Genomic DNA, 20,891 nt, shown 5'->3' with positions numbered 1-20,891 from the left:
TAATGCGTGATGTCTCAAGATTCGCCGCTGGATAATACGTCTTTCTCTGCCCTGCAGTGGCGGGTGCTGATTATCTGCTTTTTATTGAATATGTTAGATGGCATCGATGTTTTAGCCATCTCTTTCGCCGCTCCAGTGATTGCCCAGGATTGGTCCATAACCCCGCAGGGACTGGGCATTATTTTCAGTTCCGCCCTGGTTGGTATGGCCATTGGGGCGGTTTTTATTTCGCCTTACACCGATAAAATTGGCCGGCGCAAAATGATTTTAGCGAGTATCGCAGTGATCGCTGTTGGTATGCTCGCCACGGCGCTGGTTGACAGCGTGTATGAGTTGGCCACCATTCGGCTTATTGCCGGCATCGGCATTGGTTCAATGCTGGCCAGCCTCACGGCTATGGTTTCAGAGTATGCACCGGAGAAACACCGCAACATTGCAATTTTAACCTTGCATGCTGCTTACCCAATCGGTGCAATTATTGCGGGTTTTGTTGCCGCATGGATGCTGCCGGTTTACGGCTGGCGTCCTTTATTTATATTTGCTGGAGTTATTTCCCTGGTGGCTGTGCCCCTGGTGTTTTTTGCTCTGCCTGAATCCCTGGCGTTTTTGTTGGGTAAACAGCCCGCCAACGCCTTGGTAAAAATCAATCGCATTTTACTTGAGCTTGGCCGGCCACCCTGGCAGACACTGCCACAAAAGTCCCAGGCTGCACAAGCCAGTAGCGGCCTTAAAGCGCTGTTTGTGGGTGAGCTAAAATCCGCCACGGCGGTGTTGTGGCTGGCGTTTATGATGAGCTTTGCCACGCTCTATTTTCTGTTCAGTTGGGTGGTTAAGTTGGCAGTGGAGGCGGGCCTACCGCTAGAGAAAGCGATGTACGCCGGCATTGCACTTAATTTAGGGGCTTTTTTTGGCTCTGTAAGCCTTGGTTATTTATCGGAAAAGCTCGGCTTAAAACGACTGATATTTGCCTTCTTTATAGCCGGCGCGGTTATGAGTGTGGCCTATGGCAATGCCTCGGTTTCGGTTGTTTCGATTCTAGTTTTAATCTTTTTTCTGATGTTTTTTGTGCAGGGCGGATTCACAGGTTTATACGCCGTGGCTGCGCGCTTGTACCCCACAGAAATTCGCACCACCGGCGTTGGTTGGGCTATTGGGGCAGGCCGTGTTGGCGCCATTGTTGGCCCCACCGCAGCGGGCTTTATTTTGGCCACGGGGTTATCCGTAGGCTGGACCTTTGTAATATTTGCTGTGCCCCTGGTGGTAGCGGCCTTGGCTGTTTCGCAATTTTCTAATTCATCCATCCAATAATTGAGTAAGCACTAATGGCAAAGATTATAGGTGGTATCGCTGCCTCTCACACGCCCACCATTGGTTTTGCAAAAGATACCAAAACCATCGAGGACCCAGCCTGGGCTGAGGTTTTCAAAATGTTTCAGCCGATCAACGATTGGTTAGCAAAAAAACAGCCCGACGTATTATTTTTTATTTATAACGATCATATTACGTCGTTCTTTCTCGACCACTACTCGCCCTTTGTGCTGGGGGTGGACGATGAATACGTGACCGCAGATGAGGGCGGCGGTGCGCGGCAGCATCCCCCGGTATCAGGCCATGCGGAATTGTCTCGGCACATCGGCAAGTCGCTGTTTGCCGACGAATTCGATATCTCGTTTTACCAAAAAAAGCCCATCGATCACGGCTTGTTTTCGCCATTATCGATGATGACTGATCGTGGCAATACTTGGTCTGGTGCCATAGTGCCATTGCAGGTGGGCGTGTTGCAGTTTCCCATTCCCACCGCCAAACGCTGCTTTAAATTGGGTAAGGCGTTGCGCCGAGCCATAGAAAGTTTTCCGGAGGATATCAGCGTGGCCTTGGTAGCCACCGGCGGACTATCGCACCAGGTGCACGGTGAGCGTTGCGGTTTTAACAATCCGCAATGGGACGAGCAGTTTTTGGATGCCTTGCAACACGACCCTGAAGCACTGACGCAATACACCCACGCCGAATACGCAGAGCTGGCCGGCATGGAAGGCGCTGAGATCATAATGTGGCTGATAATGCGCGGTGCTTTGTCGTCTCAAGTGGCCTGTGTGCACCGGCAAACCCACTTGCCATCAATGACCAATATCGCCACGGTTATTTACGAGAACCAACCTAGCCCACTGGCGGACACGTCGCAGCAACACCGGCAATTTATTGAACGGCAATTGGCGGGGGTAGATGAAATTCCCGGTACCCATCCGTTCACTCTGGAGCGCGCTCATAAGGCCTATCGAATAAACGACTTTTTACATCGGTTGATAGAGCCTAACCATCGTCACCGGTTTATCAGCGAGCCTGAGTCGCTTTACCAAGAATTTGCCTTAACCCAAGCGGAGCAAGACTTGCTGCAAGCCCGTGATTGGATTGGTTTGATACACTATGGCGTCATATTCTTTAGTTTGGAAAAACTGGCCGCGGTATTAGGCTTAAGTAATTTAGATGTCTATGCGCAAATGAGTGGGAAAACCTTGGCGGAATTCCAACAAACGCGCCAGGTTGCCATAAACTATTCTGTATCAGGCAGTGAAAACCAAGATACAGACAGCAATTCAGACAACGATTTAGAAAAAAAGTCAGGCGAAGATTAGCCCAATTGAGTATCCCGCTAGAGCTTTGCTCAGCGGGCAATCAACTAAGCGAGTGTTGTAGCGTGTTATGAAGGTGCCAAACTATTTGCTCTACGGCCAGCCCTCTGAGGGGCCGGTGGATTGGTTTTTAAACATCGAAATTCTGGCTAAGCGCTGCAAAGAGCGCGGCTGGAAAATCGACCTGCACAGCCACCCTAATTTTGCTCAAATTATGATTGTGCTGGCCGGTGATGGCACCATGATGTTGGGGCAGGAGTCGGTTCGATTTACCAGCCCTTGCGCGCTCATCGTGCCGGACAACGCCATTCACGGCTTTCACTACGAATTAGACACCGACGGCTGGGTGTTAACGTTGGCCGATTATTGCTTACAGCAGACGGTTAATCGTCTACCACAGCTAGGGCAGTTGCTCAGTACGCCAGGCGTAATTCCCATATCCGACGAGTTCTGCTCACCGGATATGTTAGTTAAACGAATTGAAAATATTCAGCGCGAGCTTACCCTGCGCGGGACCTCCTACGAGGTGATTATCGAATCCGATTTGGTGTCTATCCTGGTTGAATTGGAGCGCGCCAGCCAAAATGCTAGCAAGGTACTCAACAGCTACAGCAACAAACAACGGCAAATAGTCACCAACTTTAAAGCGCTTATTGAACAATATTTGTTTGATAACGTGAAAATTCCCAACTACGCCGAACAGCTGAATTTGTCGGCTTTTCAGTTACGCTCCGCCTGCGAGGCGGTAGAGGATAAGTCGCCGAAAGAAATGCTTGAAGAGCGCCGATTAATGGAGGCAAAAAAAGATCTTATCTTCACGGCCAAGAGTGTTGAGCAAATTGGCTATCGCTTAGGGTTTTCCGATCCCTCGTATTTCACTCGATTTTTCAAAAAAATGGAAGGCGAGTCGCCAACTAAATTTCGAGACCAGTTCAAAAATAGCCCCAAGCCCATGGCAAATGACTGGGGTGTACGCGGTGAATGTTAATTTGATAGGGCAAGATGTTTTCCGGTGCAATATATAAGCATCTTTTGCGGTTTGGAATACATCACATAAAAGCATCAGCCTTGATCAAATAAGCTGCTTGTGGCTTTATCAATTTGAAGGACTCTATCCCGCCTTTGCGCAGCCGAGTTGGGTGCGTATCCCACTACATTATCATCGATACCCCAGTTACAAACAGGCCCGTGTGGCAATCTCTCTAAGGCTAATTTTGCGACTTCGTCCGGGGTGGCGAGGTTGGGAGGTAGTGGTAATCCCACCTTGGCTAAAGTCGCTCTAAATGCGGGAGTATCTGTTTGACCCAAAATGAGATTTAGCACATCAACACCATGCGGACGTAATTCTGTCCATAAACCTTCGCCAAAGCATAGATCGAATGCTTTGGTGCCAGAATAAACCGCCATATGGCTTGAGCCGCCATAGCATGCGCCCGAACCCACTAAAATAATTCCCCCTCTCTGTCGCTGTCGCATTAGTTGGCCGAGATGGTGACAGCAGCTTGTTACCGTTAATACGTTACGATGTATTAGGCTTTGCCACTGTTCATACGGTGCGTCAAGAAATCGAGAATTTACGCTGTCAGCGCCGGCGTTAGCGATAAATAAGCCTACTTCACGGTTATCAATGGCGGCGATGACAGATGCGGTCGCGTCGGGAGCAGATAGATCGACACTTGCCGTGACACACTCAACGCCGTGGCGCTGTGTGATTTCTATCGATAGGGCTTGCAGCGGCTCTTCCCGTCTTGCTAGTAATATGCAGTTGATACCTTGCGCGGCAACCCTGGATGCGAAGGCTCGCCCGGTGCCTTCCGATGCACCGGCTATAACGGCCCAAGGGCCATACTTTTCATACATTGTCATCTGCTGAGACTCCCCTTTTATATAAGTTGGTTTAATGTTGCTTTGAAGCCAAGAGTAACAAGAGTAAATAGTACTGGTTTTTATTAACAATATTCAATATATTATTAATATAGTTAATACGTGGTGTCTGAAAATGTCCAATGACAATTTGAATGAAGCAGAAATGCAGTTCGTTAATGCGTTTAGTGCTTTGCTTGCGCCATGGGGATTGGCGCCGGCAACAGGCAAAGTTTTGGGTTTTTTGTTTTTGAAACAGAAACCGGTATCCGTTGATGAAATAGCCGGGGCGTTGAAGATGAGCCGTGTCGGTGCTTGGAATTCAGCGAAAGGTTTGGAAGCGTTTGGTCATATACGAAGTACCACACTTAGTGGAACCAAGAAGGTTTTATACTCGCCATCCAGCGATTATTCGGCGGTGCTTGTTCAGCAAGCTCAATTGATCGGCTCTGTAGGTAATCTACTGCGAAACTGTGCGGAGAATATAGCTGAGGATAGTGAAGCTATGGACGCATTGTCTAAGCGTGCTCATGTCTACACCGCTTTGTGCCACTCTATGATTACTAAACTAGAGGAGTTGATGGCTGAGGTTAGCAAAGGTTAGCAAAGGTTAGCAAAGGTTAGCAAAAGTTCTGAATAGGTAGGACGTCAGATTTGAAGCTCGAGATTTAAATTGTTAAAGAGAAATTAGCATGTCTAAACATATTCAAAAATTGTTAGACAAAAGTGATATCACAGACAATCTGTATCGGTATTGCCGTTGCGTCGACAGATTAGATCCAGAGTTAGGATATTCTATTTGGAGCTCTAATTCGGTCGCGGATTATGGCGATTTTTATCAGGGTAATGGGCCAGGTGTCATAGATTTAATTTGTAGCCAGCATAAGCAGCTTTTAACGCACAGCCATCAAATGTCGAATATTCTGCTTGAAGTCCAGGGCGACACAGCGGCCAGCGAATCCTACGTAACGGCTACATTGAGAATAAATAAAAACAATCAAATTATGCAGATGACGGTTTGGAGCCGTTATATAGACAGTTGGACCAAAGAACATGGGCGATGGTTGTTAAACAAGCGTATAGCAATTCGTGACTTAGATGAAATTAGGCCAGTAACTCCGATCACCCAAAAGTATGGCGGGGCACGTGACAGTTCTGATCCGTCTTATGCAGAAGTTTGGCAGGATCCTACCGCATAACAGAGAATGACTGGGATAGATATGAAGGCGGCGTATATTTACGAAAGTAGAATTAAGGTTGGAACAGTTGACGATCCTATTCCGAGTGCAGGTCAAGTATTAGTGCGAACTCACAGCTGTGATTTATGTGCTTCGGAAGCCCATTTCCTTAATAGGGATGCGGCTAGGGCCGTGTGAGACGCGTCTGAGTGCAGTGACGGGGAGGGGAACCGAACAATCCTGTACAAAATGGTCATAAATAAAAACAATAATAATTATCATTTACAGAGGTGGTCACTACCTGTATGTTTGCGGCTTTCCTACCCGCAACTTACCATGTAACCGAGTACCACCATGTCCCCATTCAGCCTTAAACAGGTCAGCCTAAAACAGGCGTTTTTGCTTACTTCCGTTATCTCTTCCTGTGGATTCTCTGCCCTGGCGGTGGCTCAAGCGGAGGCCATAGAAGAAGTGTTCATACTTGGCGTGCGGGATAATCGCATCAGCGAAGGTGCCACGGGCTTGGCTCTGGATATCCAAAGTACGCCGCAGTCTATCAGCGTCGTTAGCCGTGAAATGATGGACAACTACGGTGCAGCCAGCATCAACGAGGCCTTGGATTTGGCCCCGGGCCTGAGTGTTGAGCGCTGGGAAACCAACCGCACCAATTATCTTTCTCGTGGTTTTGAGATCAAAAGCACCCAAGTGGATGGCGTGGGCATGCCTAATAGTTGGGGCTTGGTGGAGGGTGAAATTGACTCCTATGGCTATGAAAAAGTGGAAGTTATTCGCGGTGCAAATGGCCTGCTAACCGGCGTGGGTAATGCCTCCGGCACGATCAACTATGTGCGCAAGCGGCCTTTAAATTCAGCCCAAGGAGAGGTGGGTGTGCAGGCGGGTTCCTACGATAACTATCGCCTGCAGGCCGATTATTCAACGCCCTTTAACGCCTCCGCCAGTTGGGCTGGCCGAGTGGTATTGGCTGTGGAAGAGTCTGGCTCTTACATCGACGGCAAGCTAGATGACCGCGCCTTTGTGTACGCCGTGGTGGATGGCCAAGTGGGCGACAATGGTACCTTAGCCTTTGGTTATTCTTATCAAGAGGCAAATTCCGAGGGCAACATGTGGGGCGGCTTGGTGTTTACCAACAGCGATGGTACCCAGGCGGAATGGAGCCGCAGCGCAACCACGGCACAAAACTGGACCTACTGGGACAACACCAACGAAACCGGTTTTATTGAATACACCTACCACCTGCCCAAGGACTGGAACCTAAAGCTGAGTTACGACTACCGCGCACTAAGCTCCGACAGTGAACTGTTTTTTGCCTACACCACTACCGGTTTAGACCCGACCACCGGCGAGGGGCTGGTGGGCTGGCCGGGCAAATGGCCCAGTGAAGATGAAGCCGATATCTTAGAGATTAAACTGAGCGGTGGCTTCAGCGCCTGGGGCCAGGATCACCAGTTAATCGCGGGCTTTAGCCAGGCTAAAACCGAAAATGTGCAATACCAATACCCCTTCGCCCTAACCGAGCCCGCCTACGGCCCGCTGCCGGCGTTTCCCTATGCTTTAAATGCGATTCCCCGGCCGCAGTGGCAGGGCCGAGTGTTCAGCAGCGCCACGGATGACAGCTTAGATCGCGCCTACGCCGCACTACAGTTAAGTGTGGGGCTTGCCAACGTCATTGCCGGTGTCAATGCCATCGATTTCACCCGAGAGGCAACCGCGTTGGGTAACAATTTGAAAGAGTCCGAAGTAAGCCCCTATTTAGGCATTACGGTGGATTTAACCGATCGTGTAATGGGCTACGTTAGCTACTCCGACATTTACCAACCACAGGATTACCTCAACGCCAACGATAACTACCTGGCGCCAACCAAGGGGGAAAACTACGAACTGGGGGTGAAAGCCACCTGGCTGGATGATCGCCTAATCAGCAACCTCGCGGTATTCAAAGCAGATCAGCAAGGGTTGGGTGTTTACGCTGGGTTTAACCCTAATACGGGGCAGTACTTTTACACCGGAGAGGATATTGTCTCTGAGGGTGTAGAGTTAGAAATCAGTGGTCAAATCAACGACTACGTTCAAGTCTCCGGCAGCCTAACCCGATTGGATATTGAAAACCAGCAGGGTGAAACCACCTACCAATGGGTGCCGGAAACCTCGGCTAAGTTCTCCCTGAGTGCGCAGTTACCCTCGCAGCCGGATGTCGCCCTGGGCTTGTCTGGCCGATGGCAGGATGACACCAGCCGAGTGGACAGTTACACCGGTGGTAATGTGAAACAGGGCGCCTACGCGGTATTTGATGTTTTTGCCCATTGGGACGTCAACAGTCAATCGCGGGTGAAGTTAAACGTGAAAAACCTGGCCAACGAAAAGTACATTACCAGCCTGTACGAGATTGGTTACTATGCCGCTCCGCGCACCTACGAGTTAAGTTACCAATTGAATTTTTAATCGTGACTTTAGATTGGGAAGATCACCCATGGCGGGTAAGCCCCGTCGCAGTGTCATTAACCAACGTTCAACCTCAATCATATAACGCCGCCTTGTTTAGAGCGGCGTCAATTAAACCGAATTAGCATGCAAACAAAAACACTGAAGAACTGGTACCTAGTTCACAAATGGACCAGTCTAATCTCCACGCTTTTTTTATTAATGTTGTGCCTAACCGGCCTGCCGTTAATTTTTTACCATGAAATCGAACACGCCCTGGGCAACGCTGTAGAGCCGCCGGAGCTACCGGGAGTAACTACGCAGGTGAGCGTGGATAGCATTATTCAATCGGCTCAGGCAAAACGTCCCCAGGACGTAGTGCAATATCTCTTCCGCGACCCGGACGAACCGGAAGCTTGGCACGTAACCATGGCCGAAGCCATTGATGCTCCCGAGGGCTCCGCGTTTTATATGTACGATGTTCGCACCGGTGAGTTGCTCCACGAATATCCCGTGCGCCAAGGCATAATGTACTTTCTCTTCCGCCTGCATTTAGACATGTTCGCCGGGCTCAGTGGTATGTTGTTTTTAGGGGCCATGGGATTGCTGTTGGCCGCGTCGCTGGTCTCCGGTGTTGTGGTGTACGGGCCATTTATGTCGAAATTAAAATTTGGCACCGTGCGGGCGAATAAGTCCAGCCGGGTAAAATGGTTGGACCTCCACAATCTACTGGGCATTGTTACGCTAACGTGGGTGCTGGTGGTTGGCTTAACCGGTACCATCAATACCTTATCGCTCTTAGTATTTAACCATTGGCAAAGTACAGAGCTAGCCGCATTGGCTCAGTCGGCCAAGGCGGCGCAGCCTCTATCTGAGGTAGCCAACCCGGCCAGTTTTCAGCAGGCTCTGAATGCGGTGAGTGACGAGGTTCCCCAGGGCGAAGTCAGTTTTGTGGCGTTTCCTAAAAACCCATTCAGTACGCCAGACCACTTTACCTTTTTTATGATGGGTAATACGCCTCTAACCTCCAAACTGCTGACGCCGGTGCTGGTGGATGCCGGCACCGGTACCGTTTCTGCCGTAGGCCAAATGCCTTGGTATGTCACTACCTTGTTGTTATCACAGCCACTGCATTTTGGTGATTACGCCGGCATGCCGCTGAAAATTTTATGGGCCATCTTGGACGTGCTGGCCATTATTGTGTTACTCAGCGGTGTGTATTTGTGGTGGAAAAAACGCAAGGTTTCCATCGTAGATCGATTGAAGTTGAACGACAGCGAATCTGATGCCGGCAGCTCGGTGGCCGGCACTGTGGTAGCCAGTGGCGCTGCCAGGGTGGCCAACCCATGAGACAGAAATTAACTTCGACGGCAATCTGGAGCGCGCCAATCTTGCTGGCTGTGCTCACTATCATAGGGCTGACCAGCGCGCTGTTTTCTGATGGAGGCTGGGGCGATAAATTAGCTTGGGTTTGTTTAGCCATTGTCAGCCTGGTGAGCTTCTATTATTGGGGCCTTAAGCCCGGTCAAAAATCCTAGACACTGTCACTCTTCCTCCGCCGGCATTGTCGCCAAAAATAATAGGCCTGAAAATAGTAGGGATAATGCTGAGTTTCTTCGCCTACAACTTGTTTTACTAGGCTTTTACCGCTTCTCTTCTAAACTTGTATTACTGATCCACAATATTCGCAGGTTTTTTGCTTTGCACAACGGATTTTGTTATGCAAACCGAAATAACTGCGGTAAAAGGTGGTTTATGTGGTGTTCAAGCTGCGATCTTTAAGATAGTCAGCATGTTGCAGAAGTTGAGACAAGATTTTATGACCCAAAAGCAGATTTACCGCGCCAAATGGGCCGTGGGAGCGTTGTTACTGGCGCAGAGTATTTGGTGTTACGGCCGTACCGAGGTTATTGCTAGCGAGGCCCAGGAGCCAAAAGCGGAACAGGCCAGCGCCGAAGCTAAGCCCACCACGAGCAGTGAGCCAAAGCCCGAGGCAGCGAAAGCCCAGCAACAAGCGGCAGAAACGGACGCCAAAGACGCTGAATTGGCGGATAAACTTGCCAACGAAAATCTGCCCAGGGCTGAAAGCATTCAATTGGCCGAGCCGGTGGAGGTAAAAGAGGTTGTACTCAACCCCAAATCAGCCCCGGAGCCTGCAGTAGCAGAACCAAAGTCTGAGCCAAGCAACAGTACCGCTACTGCACCTAAGCCGGCGCCGGCTAGCGATAAAGTATCCGCTGCTAAAGCACTGGTTATTCTCAACACCGAAGTGCCGCCGTCCACAACCACGCGCTTGTCTTGGTCGCCAGAGCAGTCCTTCGAAATGATCTCTACACCTACGCCGGTGCTGATTGCCCACGGCGTTAAGCCCGGACCGGTACTGTGTTTAACCGCCGCCTTGCACGGTGATGAACTGAACGGTATCGAAGTGGTGCGCCGGGTGCTCTATAACATCGACCCTACCGAATTATCCGGTACCGTTATTGGTGTTCCCATTGTTAACCTACAGGGGTTTCGCCGCAGCTCGCGCTACTTGGTCGACCGGCGTGACTTAAACCGCTACTTCCCTGGTAACCCGGAAGGCAGTTCTGCGTCTCGGTTGGCCTATTCGTTTTTTACGCAAGTCATCAGCCACTGCGATGCGCTGGTGGATTTACACACCGGGTCTTTTTATCGCACCAATATTCCTCAATTGCGGGCCGATATCAGTAACCCCGCTGTGGTTAAACTTACCCAAGGGTTTGGCGCTACCATGGTGCTGCAAAGTGCAGGTGCAGAGGGAACTTTGCGCCGAGCGGCGGTGGAGGCAGGAATCCCGGCGGTAACCCTGGAGGCCGGCGAGTCTATGCGTTTACAGGAGCGTTCGGTAGCCCATGGTGTTAAGGGCATTCATACCTTGATGGATCACATGGGCATGGTGAAACGCTTCAGTTTGTGGGGCGACCCGGAGCCCGTGTATTACCAATCGGTGTGGGTGCGGGCCGAACGAGGCGGTATTTTATTTAGCAGTGTTGTTTTGGGCGATAAAGTTGATGCCGGCGATTTGTTGGGCGAAGTGCGAGACCCAATTACTAACCGCAAAACCAAAATTGTCTCACCCCACGATGGCCGAGTCATTGGCATGGCGGTTAATCAGGTGGTGCAACCGGGCTTTGCCGCATTTCACGTCGGTATCCGTGCCGGCGAAGGGGCGATACTGGAGCCCGAAGAAGACATCGAAACCAGCAGCACTAAAAAATCAACCACCAACAAAGAGGTACAGCAAGTCGCTGCCGGAAAAAAGCCAGTAAGTCGGTTAGCACCCGGTGAAGACGGGTTGCTAAACGATATTGAAAACTTTGAGTACGATTAAACTCAGACTCTAACAATAAGCAAGCCCTGCCAGACGTAAAAAAACCCACCAAACACGGTGGGTTTTTTTATTGGTACTGGTTTGTTAGCGAGTAAAGCTTGGCAGCCGGTCGGCGATAATTGCTTCGGCTTCTTCTACAATGCGAGAGATTAATTCATCGCAGCTTGGAATGTCGTTAATCAGGCCTTGCACTTGTCCAGCCCACACTAAGCCCGCTTTTGCATCGCCTGTTTCTAACGCCGTACGGCCGTCTGCGCCTTTAACCAGGTGATGCACATCCTGGAAGGTGGCTTCCGGGTTTTTCAAAATTTCGACCACTTCATCCGAGCGCTCGGTCTTCGCCACTCGGCCGGTGTTGCGTAGGGAACGGAAGATTAAATTGGTATCGCGTTCGTCGTGGTCAACCAACAACTGTTTGATGTTGTCGTGAATGGGGGCTTCTTTGGTGGCGCAAAAACGCGTACCCATATTGATGCCCTCGGCCCCCAATGCCAGCGCCGCCACCAAGCCACGGCCGTCGCCAAATCCGCCGGAAGCAATCATGGGGATTTTTACTTTATTGGCGGCCGCCGGAATCAATATTAAGCCTGGGATGTCGTCTTCGCCGGGGTGGCCTGCACACTCAAAACCATCAATGGATATAGCATCCGCGCCCATGCGCTCCGCCGAAAGTGCGTGCCTTACCGCGGTACATTTGTGAATCACTTTGACCCCGTGGGCTTTAAAATCTTCTACATGCTCCTGCGGGTTGTGACCGGCGGTTTCCACCACCGTGATGCCCATGTCGATGATGGCCTTGCGGTACTCGGCGTAGGGCGGTGGGGTCACCGATGGCAGAATGGTTAGGTTTACACCAAACGGTTTGTCCGTCATGGTTCGGCAGCGCTCAATTTCTTTGCGCAAATCATCTGGGCTGGGTTGGGTCAGGGCTGTGATGATGCCTAAGCCCCCGGCGTTGGAAACCGCCGCAGCCAATTCGGCCCGGCCCACCCACATCATGCCACCTTGAACGATAGGGTATTCGATACCTACCATCTCCGAGAAACGTGTTTTTAAAGTCATTTTTATGCTCTCCTAAAAGCGAGATTGCAGTGCTTTGGCCCGGCATTGTTGTTAGTAATGTCTTCGGCAAAGCTGCATGGAAGCGCTAAACCTTGTGCAGTTAAACGTATCTTGTTTAAGAACCCTATGGTTAGTCCGTACATGTCGCGAAATTTGTCGTTAGCGTGGTTGCCACTGCTCGGTTAATTGAACAGAGCCCTCGCCAAAATTCAATGACGATGGCCAGCCTTTGTTGGAAACACTGTGTTTCAACATATTTGATTGTTTTGTTTCCTTGGTGGCGGCTTTTTATTAGGCAAACACGTCTTCACTAAAACCGAGTTTGCCAACAGACCGTATCTTGATACCGATTGAGTTAGTAATCAACACTGTTGGTGTATATAATGGCTGGCAGAGTTGCCGCACTGTGGAACTGAGCGGGCTGCATCAACGCCGCGCAAACCACAGCCTGGCAGCGGGGCTGGCCATCACCAACGTTCGCCCACTAGGGTTTAATCGACGCGAAAAGGTTAATAATGACAGCGATCGACAATACAGAAGAGCTACGCCAAAGCGTAAGAGCTTGGCTTACCGAAAACGTCCCTGGTGACTGGCGCCAAGCCATGACCGGGGTGGACCAAGAACTTTTTGTTGCCGCCCAAAAAGAATGGTTTGGCAAATTGGTAGAAGCGGGTTTCGCCACACCTCATTGGCCCGAGGGTTGGCCCGGTGGAGGCCGATCCTTGGCCGAGCAAAAAGTCATTTATGAAGAAATCGCCCGGGCCGACGCGCCGCGTTTAATTTTGTATTTTGTGTCCTTGTATCACGCGGCCTGCACAGTGATTGAATGCGGCAACCAAGAACAACGTGATAAGTATCTACCCGGAATTCTACGTGGAGAGATTTGGTGTCAGGGGTTTTCCGAGCCCAATGCTGGCTCTGATTTGGCGTCGTTAAAAACCAAAGCCATTCGCCAGGGTGATAAATACATCATTAACGGCCAAAAGATTTGGTCCACCATGGCACAGTACGCCGACCGTTGTTTATTGTTGGCGCGCAGCGATAGCAGCGGCCCACCTCAGGCTGGTTTGACCTATCTGCTGGTGGATATGAAAAGCCCCGGTATCTCCGTACGCCCCATTGATCAAATAACTGGCGATGACGAGTTTGCTGAAATCTTCTTCGATGACGTCGAAGTGCCCGCCTGCGACTTGGTAGGAGAAGAAGGTCAGGGCTGGGCGGTAGCCCAGGCCACCTTGGCATCAGAACGCGGTTTAACCTTGGTGGAATTGAGTCTGCGTATGCAGCATTCGCTCAGTTTTTTAACCAAGGCCATGCAGCAGCAAGGGGTTAGCGATGACGCCACATTTAAGCGGGATTTGGGGGCAGTAATTACCCAGGTTGACGCCGCATGTGCGCTGGCAGACAGCTATTTACAAAAACGCATCGACGGCACCGAAGCCGTGGGCGATGCTTCTTTGGTTAAGCTCTATTACGCCAAGGCGCTGCGGGAATACACCCGGTTAGGTCGGCGGATCAGTGGCTATAGCGGTTTATTCGATACGGCTCCCATGCGCGGTGCCACCCAGGAAACCGGTAACTGGGCGCTGGACTTTATGAATTCTTACAATTGGTCCATCGCCGGAGGCAGTAACGAAATTCAACGTAACATTATTGCAGAGCGCATGTTGATGATGCCCCGCGAACCGAAAACCTGGCGCTGGGGAGATAAATAATGAACGAATTTTTACAGGAGCTGCAAAGCTCTGCTCGGCAAGTAATGCAAGATGCCGGCACACCGGCAAAGCACGGCGCAACTTGGCCATTGATGGTAGAGCTTGGTTGGCTATTGGCCCCGGTACCAGAAAGCCTCGAAGGGTTAGGTTTAGGGCCAGAAGCCGTGTGTGTGCTACAACAAGAGCTGGGCCGTAACCTGGCCGAAGTCCCTTTTATTTCTGCCAGCCTAGCACTGGATGCTCTGTGCCAGGGCGGCGCTGACAACGCAGACTGGATAGCTCGCTTCACCTGCGGTGATATAGCAACCGCAGCGTTGGTGGACACCCAACCCGGCAGGCAGCCCATTTCTGTTGTTGGTAGCGGTGAGCAAACCACGTTTAGCGGCCAGTTGGACGGTGTGCCAGGAGCCGAACACGCCAGCCATGTATTGGTGTGGGATGAGCAACAAACCGCCGTTGCTTTATTGGCTTTGGACCAAGGTGGCATTGAAACCCAAGCCCAAACCAGTTGGGATGCAACTCAAGGTATTTCTCGAATTAATCTGCAGCAGGCCACTGTAGAAGGCGGCGCATTGCTGGCACAGGGCGAGGCGGCCCAGGATTTAATTGCACGTTTGCTTAACCTGCGGGATATGGCTTTGGCAGCGGATGCATTGGGCGGTGCGGCTGCGCTACTGGAGCTTACGGTAGAGCATTTGCAAACCCGGCAACAATTCGGACGGCCACTGGCTTTATTCCAATCGTTGAAACACCGTTGTGCCGACCTTAAAACCGATATCGCTGCCGCTGAGGCCTTGTTTAACTCAACGCTTTCCCAGGCGTGTGGCGATTTAGGCTCAGCGGATGCCATTTTTGCCGGGCAAAAAGCAAAAAGTTTGGCCTGCGCCACCTACGACTGGGTGGCGGAGGAGTCGTTGCAGTTGCACGGCGGCATTGGTATGGCCTCTGAATACCCGTGCCATCTGTTTTTAAAACGCAGTATGCTCAGTCGCCATCTGGGCACCGGTAGTGGTGATTATCTACTCACCATTGCCGAGCAATTTCTGGCAAGCGATGAAGTCTGACGCAAGGCCAAACACTACGTGCAGAAACCGCGATCAAACGCCCGGGGAGACAGGCGCGCAGTCGTAAATAATTAAACCCATGGATAAAGAAGGTGCTTATGTTCTCAGCAGTCTTAATTAATAAAGATGAATCCGGCCAATCGGTTGAGCTAACCCAAGTCGACGAAAGCCAAATGATGGATGGCGACGTGACCATTGACGTGGCTTATTCAACGTTAAACTACAAAGATGGTTTGGCCATTACCGGTAGCTCTCCGGTGGTACGTAAGTTCCCGATGGTGCCCGGTATTGATTTGGTTGGCACCGTTACTGAGAGCAGCCACAGCGATTGGAAAGCCGGCGACACCGTTGTGTTGAACGGTTGGGGTGTGGGCGAAACCCATTGGGGCGGTTTAGCGCAAAAAGCGCGCTTGCCCGGCGATTATTTGGTGCCGTTAGTGGATGCCTTTACTCCGCGCCAGGCCATGGCCATTGGTACAGCGGGTTACACTGCGGCTCTGTGCGTGGATGCGTTAGTAAACCACGGTGTTACACCAGACCAGGGCGAAATTCTGGTAACCGGTGCCACCGGCGGTGTGGGCAGTGTTGCCGTGGCCTTGTTGGCCAAAGCAGGTTTTACAGTGGTTGCCGCAACAGGCAAAGCTAGCGAAGCCGATTACCTAAAAAAACTGGGCGCCAGCGACATTATCGATCGCGCCGAGTTGTCTGAAAAAGGCAAGCCGTTGCAAAGAGAGCGTTGGGCAGGCGTGGTAGATTCCGTAGGCAGCTTTACCTTGGTAAATGCCTGCGCTCAAACCAAATATCGCGGTGCCGTGGCAGCTTGCGGTTTGGCCCAGGGTGCAGACTTTGCCGCCACTGTAATGCCGTTTATTTTGCGCGGTGTAGCACTGCTGGGCGTGGATAGCGTAATGGCGCCTAAAGAGCCTCGTTTGGCCGCTTGGAAACGACTGGCCGCAGATTTAGACCCAGCCATTCTCGACGTGATTGGCGGCACCGAAATCGGTTTATCCGAGTCCGTTGAGGCCGCTTCCGACTTGTTGGCGGGCAAGGTTCGCGGTCGTATTGTGGTGGATGTAAACAAATAATCACCATCTGATTGCCGTAAATAAAACCCCGCGCATTGGCTACTCGCCTGTGCGCGGGGTTTTTTATCGCCTGTTCATTACCGTGGTAAGAGGAGCAGCTATAGACCCATAGTGTTCTGTATAAAAGCCGGCCCTTGTGATTGGTGTGCTACCGGTGGCAAAATCGACCTGTTTATAGCAATAAATACACGAGTCGATAATGATAAAAACACTTTTAACCCAACCCAAGCGGTGTTTGAATGCAGCCGGAGCGATCATGGCTTTTATGGGGCTAGGTATGGGGCTGAGCCCAAGCGCCAACGCCGCGCAATACGACACCTTCCTCACCGTAGCCAAAGATGGCTCAGCTGAATATACCTCGATTCAATCCGCCATTGATGCCACCAAAACCTTTCCCTACGAGCCCATCACCATCTTTGTTAAAGCTGGCACCTACCACGAAAAGGTGGAAGTGTATTCCTGGAACACCCAGGTGTCCCTCATTGGCGAAGACAAAGACACCACCATTATCACCCAGGGTGACCATTTTGATGGGATAAACAAAGGCCGTAACAGCACCTTCCACACCTACACCCTAAAAGTTGCCGGCAACGACTTTACCGCTAAAAACCTCACCGTGGTTAACTCCGCTGGGCCCGTGGGCCAAGCGGTGGCCTTACATGTTGAGGCTGACCGAGCCGTGTTCGAAAATGTGGCATTAAAAGGATGGCAGGATACGCTGTATGTAGCGGGCGAGGGCCACCGCAGTTATTTTAGGCACTGCACCATTGAGGGCTCGGTGGATTTTATTTTTGGTGGTGGTACTGCGTTTTTTGAGCAGTGTGAAATCAAATCCTTGCTTAATTCCTACATAACCGCGGCGTCTACTCCTCGGCATCAGCCCTACGGTTTCGTGTTTGATCGCTGTACTCTTACGGCGGCAGCGGGTGTTGATAAAGTGTATTTAGGCCGCCCCTGGCGAGAATACGCTAAAACGGTATTTTTAAATTCACAGTTGGGCGCGCATATTTTACCCGCCGGTTGGCACAATTGGGATCGAGAAGAAAACGAACGCAAAGTCACCTACGCCGAATTTAATAACAGTGGGCCGGGTTCAGAGGCAGCACAAAGGGTAGAGTGGTCCTCGCAGCTCAGTAAGCGCCAAGCTAAACGCTACCGAAAAGAGGCGGTTCTAGGGGATTGGCAACCCCACTAAAACCCAATAAAAAAAGCCGGGCACATTTTTAAATGTACCCGGCTAACGGTTTAAAACATTGTTCTAAAAGGTATAGCGCGCGCCCAAGAAGTACTGGCGCCCGGTGTGGTTGTACTCTCGTGTGAGAGCCAGTGTGCCGTCACCGGTACCATAGATACGTTCTTCTTCATCGGTGAGGTTGATGATTTCAAAGGTGAAGGTCAGCTGCTCGTTTAGGTTCCAAAACGAAGAAAAGTCGACGTGTGTTGGGCCGTATTTAATTTCTTCCTCGTGGCCATTGCCACCGGGCGCTGCCAATACGTAATCATCGCGGCTGTTGACCGATAAACGGCCACCGAAGGTATCGGTTTCGTAATACAGGGTCGTGTTGTAGGAACTTTCTGATAACCCGGTCATATCGCCAGCGGATACGTGAGTATAGTTCACCACTAAACCAAAGTTTTGCATCCAGCCCGGCAAAAACGTGAACGGCTGCTGGTAAACCAGCTCGTAGCCCTTCACGGTGAAACCTTCGGTGTCGTTCTCCGGAATGTAATGGGTGTAGGGCACCTGGGCCGGGTCGGAACCGTAGGAAGCATCGTATCGCGGGTCTGAATAGATGGCTTCCCAATAGGCTTGGTCCACCAGTTTGTCGACGATGTTGGTGGTGAGCGAGGTTTCTACATCTTTATAGAAGTAAGTCGCCGCCAATAGCGATTCCTCAGCAAAATACCACTCTGCTGAAAAATCCATATCGTTAGAGACATAGGGATCCAATTCCGGGTTGCCCAGGCTTGCCGTACGGGTTTCGTAGGTAAAGTTAGGGTTGGCGATGTTAAGTGAGTTGAGGCTTGGGCGCGTCATGCTGCGGCCAAACGCCAAGCGAGTGGTGACGTCCTCGGTGACTTCTAAAGCAAAATTCATGGACGGCAAGAAGTTGTTGTAACTGTGGTCCACCGAAACCGCTTGGCCATTTAAATAGCCAGTGGAGGTAGAGTCACTAGCAACGTAACGCACACCAAAGTTGGTACGCAACATCATGCTGCCAATATCAAAACTGCTGGTGAACTCCAAATAGGCGGCCAGGGTTTCTTCGTCCACAATCCAGTTGGAGCCGAGGTCGTTGGTGAAGTTGCGCGATAATACATCGCTGAACAAAGCATTAAAATCGGCCACCGGAAACGAGACTAAACTGCCGCCATCCAGCCCGGTGCCAAAGTCGGAATAGGGGAAATCCGTGGTATAGCCAACGGCGGAAATGGCATCTGGATATTCACCATTGCCCTGCCGGAATTCTACTTCTCGGTCGTTGTAGGCGAAGCCGGCTTTAAACGTAAACTGATCTTGTTCGTAGGTTAAATCGATTTTAGAGGTCAGGTTATCGCGTTCTACGTCGTGGGAGCGGATGGCGGCGGGACGCGCTTCGTAATTGGCCGCGTCGTAGTAATCGTAGTTATCAGGTCCGAAACTGACTCGGGGTACATCTCCGTTGCCACTGAAATCGTAGCTATAAATATGCGAGTCCGATACGTAATAAAACCGGAATTCTTCGCGGTAGGCTTCGGAACTGGCGGAGCCAATCATGGCGTTCAGGGTAAGTTGGTCGGTTAACAGAAACTCACCGGATAACACATACTGCTGAAAATCGGTTTCCGAGTTTTGAACTCGGCTTTCGATCCAGGATTCTACATCGTCAAAGGTCGCCGCTAGGATTTGTTTGCCGTTGGGGTGTACGGTTATTTCTAGCGGTGTGACTTCGTTGTGGGTTAAAAACCACTCCATGGAATTGTAGTTTTCGCGCTGGTTCTCCAGTTTGGAATGAAGTACATCCAGCGTGATTTCGGCGTTGTCGTTGGGTCTAAATTGAAACGACGCCGTTACGCCAAGCCGCTGCTGCTCGTTACCAAAAAAATCCGCGCGCGGTAAGCGTGGTGCCCATAGGCAGTTAATGGGCGCTACCGCTGCGCCATCCAGCGCGCAATTGCTCTCGGCAATATCGCCGTTAATGACGGGGGTGGCGGTATCTGGGTAGGTGTTTCCGGTAATTACCGGTGTTGTCCAGCGTACCGTACCAAAGCCTTCCTGCCGTACGGTGCGCTCGGAATAAGCCACCGACAACAATGCACCAAGCTTGTCGTCGGCAAAGGTATTGCTAACCAAAAACGCAGCTCTGGGGTCGTGCTCGGAGGTCAATGAGTTGTAACCATCCTGCACAGACAAAGAGGATTTAAAACCGCTGTAATCAAACGGTTTGGCGGAGTACAAATCCACGGTGCCGGCGATGCCGCCTTCCTCCATGGAGGCCGTAGTAGTTTTTTGAATATCCACCCGGTTGAATAATTCCGAGGCAAACACGTTAAAGTCGAAGGAGCGGCCGCTGTTAATGCCGCCGCCAGAATCTAAACCGTCGGTACTGGCCGGCACTTCCATGCCGTTAAGCGTGGCGCGGGTAAACTGAGGGCCAAAGCCGCGCAGAGTAATTTGTCGGCCTTCGCCGCCTTCGCGTGAAATAGCAACACCGGGCACACGTTGAATGGCCTCGGCAATGTTTAAGTCCGGAAATTTACCGATGTCCTCCGCCATAATGGATTCGCGCACGTTTACCGCGTCGCGTTTTTGATCCAATGCCTTGGATAGCGAGCCCCGGAAACCGGTTACGGTGACTTCTTCCAATACCGCAGCTTGCGATTCTGGCGTGTCTTCCTGGGCCAGGCTGTAGCCGGGCAGGGCGCACACGCCAATGGAAATTGCGCTGATACAGCGGCTTAAGGTGTGCTGGGTTAGTCGCATACCGTTCCCCTAAAATTTATTGGTTATTGTTTTGGGTTTCTTTGCTTCGCAAAAATCAGTGGCCAGAGAAGCGATCAACGAATCCGATGGTTGCGCGTAGACCGGGGTTACCGGTTGGGCGGAACTAAGCAGCTCAGGGTATCGGTGTGACTTCGTTATCGTTTTCTGCCACGGGTGGCATAATGTCATAAGATGCTACCGGTGGCAATGGCGTGTGCCAGCAGGCTGTGCCTATCAAAAAACAGTCTGTTGCCGGGGGAGCAAATCTAAGGCCAGGCTCAGTGACCGAGCTCGGTTAAAGTCAATTGTGGGGCCCTATTGTTATGGGCTAAAAGTGCAATGAGTTAAAAGTGCAATGAGTTAAGGGTGTGATGGGCCAGAGGCGAAAAGGGCGGCGCCTAGATCCCCGAGATTGGGATTAAAGAATGGACTTACCGCACGCAGTAGTAGAGATGGGTTTAAGCGCGTAAAAGCCTATCCATTTGTGAGCAGCGATGTAGATCGACAGCGGACCGACGTCGAAGCCTGCTAGCTAGTAC

The 20,891-nt window shown here is 51.1% G+C and carries 15 protein-coding genes; 12 read left to right on the top strand and 3 right to left on the bottom strand.

Annotated elements, in window-relative coordinates:
- The first annotated feature begins 9 nt into the window (after window positions 1-9).
- From ACGHM3_RS15240 to ACGHM3_RS15230, 3 genes are all read left to right on the top strand, one after another.
- Window positions 10-1,308 carry an MFS transporter gene (locus tag ACGHM3_RS15240; protein WP_345422957.1) on the top strand — a complete coding sequence of 433 codons (1,299 nt, stop codon included), beginning with the start codon at window positions 10-12 and terminating at the stop codon, window positions 1,306-1,308.
- A 14-nt stretch (window positions 1,309-1,322) separates the two neighbouring features.
- On the top strand, window positions 1,323-2,633 hold the full coding sequence (locus tag ACGHM3_RS15235) for a gallate dioxygenase (protein ID WP_345422954.1): 1,311 nt from the start codon (window positions 1,323-1,325) through the stop codon (window positions 2,631-2,633).
- A gap of 67 nt (window positions 2,634-2,700) precedes the next feature.
- Complete coding sequence (locus ACGHM3_RS15230) at window positions 2,701-3,618, top strand: helix-turn-helix domain-containing protein (RefSeq protein WP_345422951.1); 918 nt, start codon at window positions 2,701-2,703, stop codon at window positions 3,616-3,618.
- Between the two features lie 74 nt (window positions 3,619-3,692).
- On the opposite strand, the gene ACGHM3_RS15225 is transcribed toward ACGHM3_RS15230, so the two are convergent.
- On the bottom strand, window positions 3,693-4,496 hold the full coding sequence (locus ACGHM3_RS15225; RefSeq protein ID WP_345422948.1) for an SDR family NAD(P)-dependent oxidoreductase: 804 nt from the start codon (window positions 4,494-4,496) through the stop codon (window positions 3,693-3,695).
- Between the two features lie 133 nt (window positions 4,497-4,629).
- On the opposite strand from ACGHM3_RS15225, the gene ACGHM3_RS15220 reads away from it, so the two are divergent.
- The 5 genes from ACGHM3_RS15220 (at window position 4,630) to ACGHM3_RS15200 (ending at window position 11,462) form a co-directional block, all read left to right on the top strand.
- On the top strand, window positions 4,630-5,097 hold the full coding sequence (locus ACGHM3_RS15220; protein WP_345422945.1) for a hypothetical protein: 468 nt from the start codon (window positions 4,630-4,632) through the stop codon (window positions 5,095-5,097).
- An 88-nt stretch (window positions 5,098-5,185) separates the two neighbouring features.
- On the top strand, window positions 5,186-5,692 hold the full coding sequence (locus ACGHM3_RS15215) for a nuclear transport factor 2 family protein (protein ID WP_345422942.1): 507 nt from the start codon (window positions 5,186-5,188) through the stop codon (window positions 5,690-5,692).
- Between the two features lie 333 nt (window positions 5,693-6,025).
- A complete protein-coding gene (locus ACGHM3_RS15210) occupies window positions 6,026-8,131 on the top strand; it encodes a TonB-dependent siderophore receptor (protein WP_345422939.1) in 2,106 nt (701 codons plus the stop codon).
- Window positions 8,132-8,257: 126 nt separating this feature from the next.
- Entirely contained in the window at window positions 8,258-9,460 is a 1,203-nt protein-coding gene (locus ACGHM3_RS15205) for a PepSY-associated TM helix domain-containing protein (protein ID WP_345422936.1), read from the top strand.
- A gap of 370 nt (window positions 9,461-9,830) precedes the next feature.
- Window positions 9,831-11,462 (top strand): succinylglutamate desuccinylase/aspartoacylase family protein, encoded by a 1,632-nt coding sequence (locus tag ACGHM3_RS15200; protein WP_345422930.1) that lies wholly within the window; start codon window positions 9,831-9,833, stop codon window positions 11,460-11,462.
- Between the two features lie 84 nt (window positions 11,463-11,546).
- On the opposite strand, the gene ACGHM3_RS15195 is transcribed toward ACGHM3_RS15200, so the two are convergent.
- Window positions 11,547-12,524: a nitronate monooxygenase family protein gene (locus ACGHM3_RS15195; protein WP_345422928.1), complete on the bottom strand. Its 978-nt coding sequence runs from the start codon at window positions 12,522-12,524 to the stop codon at window positions 11,547-11,549.
- A gap of 515 nt (window positions 12,525-13,039) precedes the next feature.
- Between ACGHM3_RS15195 and ACGHM3_RS15190 the strand changes: the two genes are divergently transcribed.
- The 4 genes from ACGHM3_RS15190 to ACGHM3_RS15175 all read left to right on the top strand — a co-directional run bounded on the left by ACGHM3_RS15190 (window position 13,040) and on the right by ACGHM3_RS15175 (window position 17,583).
- Window positions 13,040-14,239: an acyl-CoA dehydrogenase family protein gene (locus ACGHM3_RS15190; protein ID WP_345422925.1), complete on the top strand. Its 1,200-nt coding sequence runs from the start codon at window positions 13,040-13,042 to the stop codon at window positions 14,237-14,239.
- On the top strand, window positions 14,239-15,303 hold the full coding sequence (locus ACGHM3_RS15185) for an acyl-CoA dehydrogenase family protein (protein WP_345422922.1): 1,065 nt from the start codon (window positions 14,239-14,241) through the stop codon (window positions 15,301-15,303). Before ACGHM3_RS15190 ends, ACGHM3_RS15185 begins: the two co-directional genes overlap by 1 nt.
- 98 nt (window positions 15,304-15,401) lie before the next feature.
- Window positions 15,402-16,388 carry an MDR family oxidoreductase gene (locus tag ACGHM3_RS15180; protein ID WP_345422919.1) on the top strand — a complete coding sequence of 329 codons (987 nt, stop codon included), beginning with the start codon at window positions 15,402-15,404 and terminating at the stop codon, window positions 16,386-16,388.
- 199 nt (window positions 16,389-16,587) lie between these two features.
- Window positions 16,588-17,583 carry a pectinesterase family protein gene (locus tag ACGHM3_RS15175; RefSeq protein ID WP_345422916.1) on the top strand — a complete coding sequence of 332 codons (996 nt, stop codon included), beginning with the start codon at window positions 16,588-16,590 and terminating at the stop codon, window positions 17,581-17,583.
- A 63-nt stretch (window positions 17,584-17,646) separates the two neighbouring features.
- On the opposite strand, the gene ACGHM3_RS15170 is transcribed toward ACGHM3_RS15175, so the two are convergent.
- Window positions 17,647-20,352, bottom strand: a complete 2,706-nt coding sequence (locus ACGHM3_RS15170) for a TonB-dependent receptor (protein WP_345422913.1) — start codon at window positions 20,350-20,352, stop codon at window positions 17,647-17,649.
- Window positions 20,353-20,891 lie beyond the last annotated feature (539 nt).

This window comes from Halioxenophilus aromaticivorans (assembly GCF_042850945.1).
Lineage (GTDB): Bacteria > Pseudomonadota > Gammaproteobacteria > Pseudomonadales > Cellvibrionaceae > Halioxenophilus > Halioxenophilus aromaticivorans.
The sequence above is the reverse complement of the archived record's forward strand: the minus strand, read 5'-3'. Positions and strand labels throughout refer to the sequence as shown.

What these genes read in the sequence shown, in the direction of transcription:
- ACGHM3_RS15225 (WP_345422948.1), bottom strand. Translation starts at nt 4,496, where the DNA reads ATGACAATGTATGAAAAGTATGGCCCTTGGGCCGTTATAGCCGGTGCA.
- ACGHM3_RS15185 (WP_345422922.1), top strand. Translation starts at nt 14,239, where the DNA reads ATGAACGAATTTTTACAGGAGCTGCAAAGCTCTGCTCGGCAAGTAATG.
- ACGHM3_RS15215 (WP_345422942.1), top strand. Translation starts at nt 5,186, where the DNA reads ATGTCTAAACATATTCAAAAATTGTTAGACAAAAGTGATATCACAGAC.
- ACGHM3_RS15195 (WP_345422928.1), bottom strand. Translation starts at nt 12,524, where the DNA reads ATGACTTTAAAAACACGTTTCTCGGAGATGGTAGGTATCGAATACCCT.
- ACGHM3_RS15235 (WP_345422954.1), top strand. Translation starts at nt 1,323, where the DNA reads ATGGCAAAGATTATAGGTGGTATCGCTGCCTCTCACACGCCCACCATT.
- ACGHM3_RS15230 (WP_345422951.1), top strand. Translation starts at nt 2,701, where the DNA reads ATGAAGGTGCCAAACTATTTGCTCTACGGCCAGCCCTCTGAGGGGCCG.
- ACGHM3_RS15240 (WP_345422957.1), top strand. Translation starts at nt 10, where the DNA reads ATGTCTCAAGATTCGCCGCTGGATAATACGTCTTTCTCTGCCCTGCAG.
- ACGHM3_RS15210 (WP_345422939.1), top strand. Translation starts at nt 6,026, where the DNA reads ATGTCCCCATTCAGCCTTAAACAGGTCAGCCTAAAACAGGCGTTTTTG.
- ACGHM3_RS15205 (WP_345422936.1), top strand. Translation starts at nt 8,258, where the DNA reads ATGCAAACAAAAACACTGAAGAACTGGTACCTAGTTCACAAATGGACC.
- ACGHM3_RS15175 (WP_345422916.1), top strand. Translation starts at nt 16,588, where the DNA reads ATGATAAAAACACTTTTAACCCAACCCAAGCGGTGTTTGAATGCAGCC.
- ACGHM3_RS15220 (WP_345422945.1), top strand. Translation starts at nt 4,630, where the DNA reads ATGTCCAATGACAATTTGAATGAAGCAGAAATGCAGTTCGTTAATGCG.
- ACGHM3_RS15200 (WP_345422930.1), top strand. Translation starts at nt 9,831, where the DNA reads ATGCAAACCGAAATAACTGCGGTAAAAGGTGGTTTATGTGGTGTTCAA.
- ACGHM3_RS15180 (WP_345422919.1), top strand. Translation starts at nt 15,402, where the DNA reads ATGTTCTCAGCAGTCTTAATTAATAAAGATGAATCCGGCCAATCGGTT.
- ACGHM3_RS15170 (WP_345422913.1), bottom strand. Translation starts at nt 20,352, where the DNA reads ATGCGACTAACCCAGCACACCTTAAGCCGCTGTATCAGCGCAATTTCC.
- ACGHM3_RS15190 (WP_345422925.1), top strand. Translation starts at nt 13,040, where the DNA reads ATGACAGCGATCGACAATACAGAAGAGCTACGCCAAAGCGTAAGAGCT.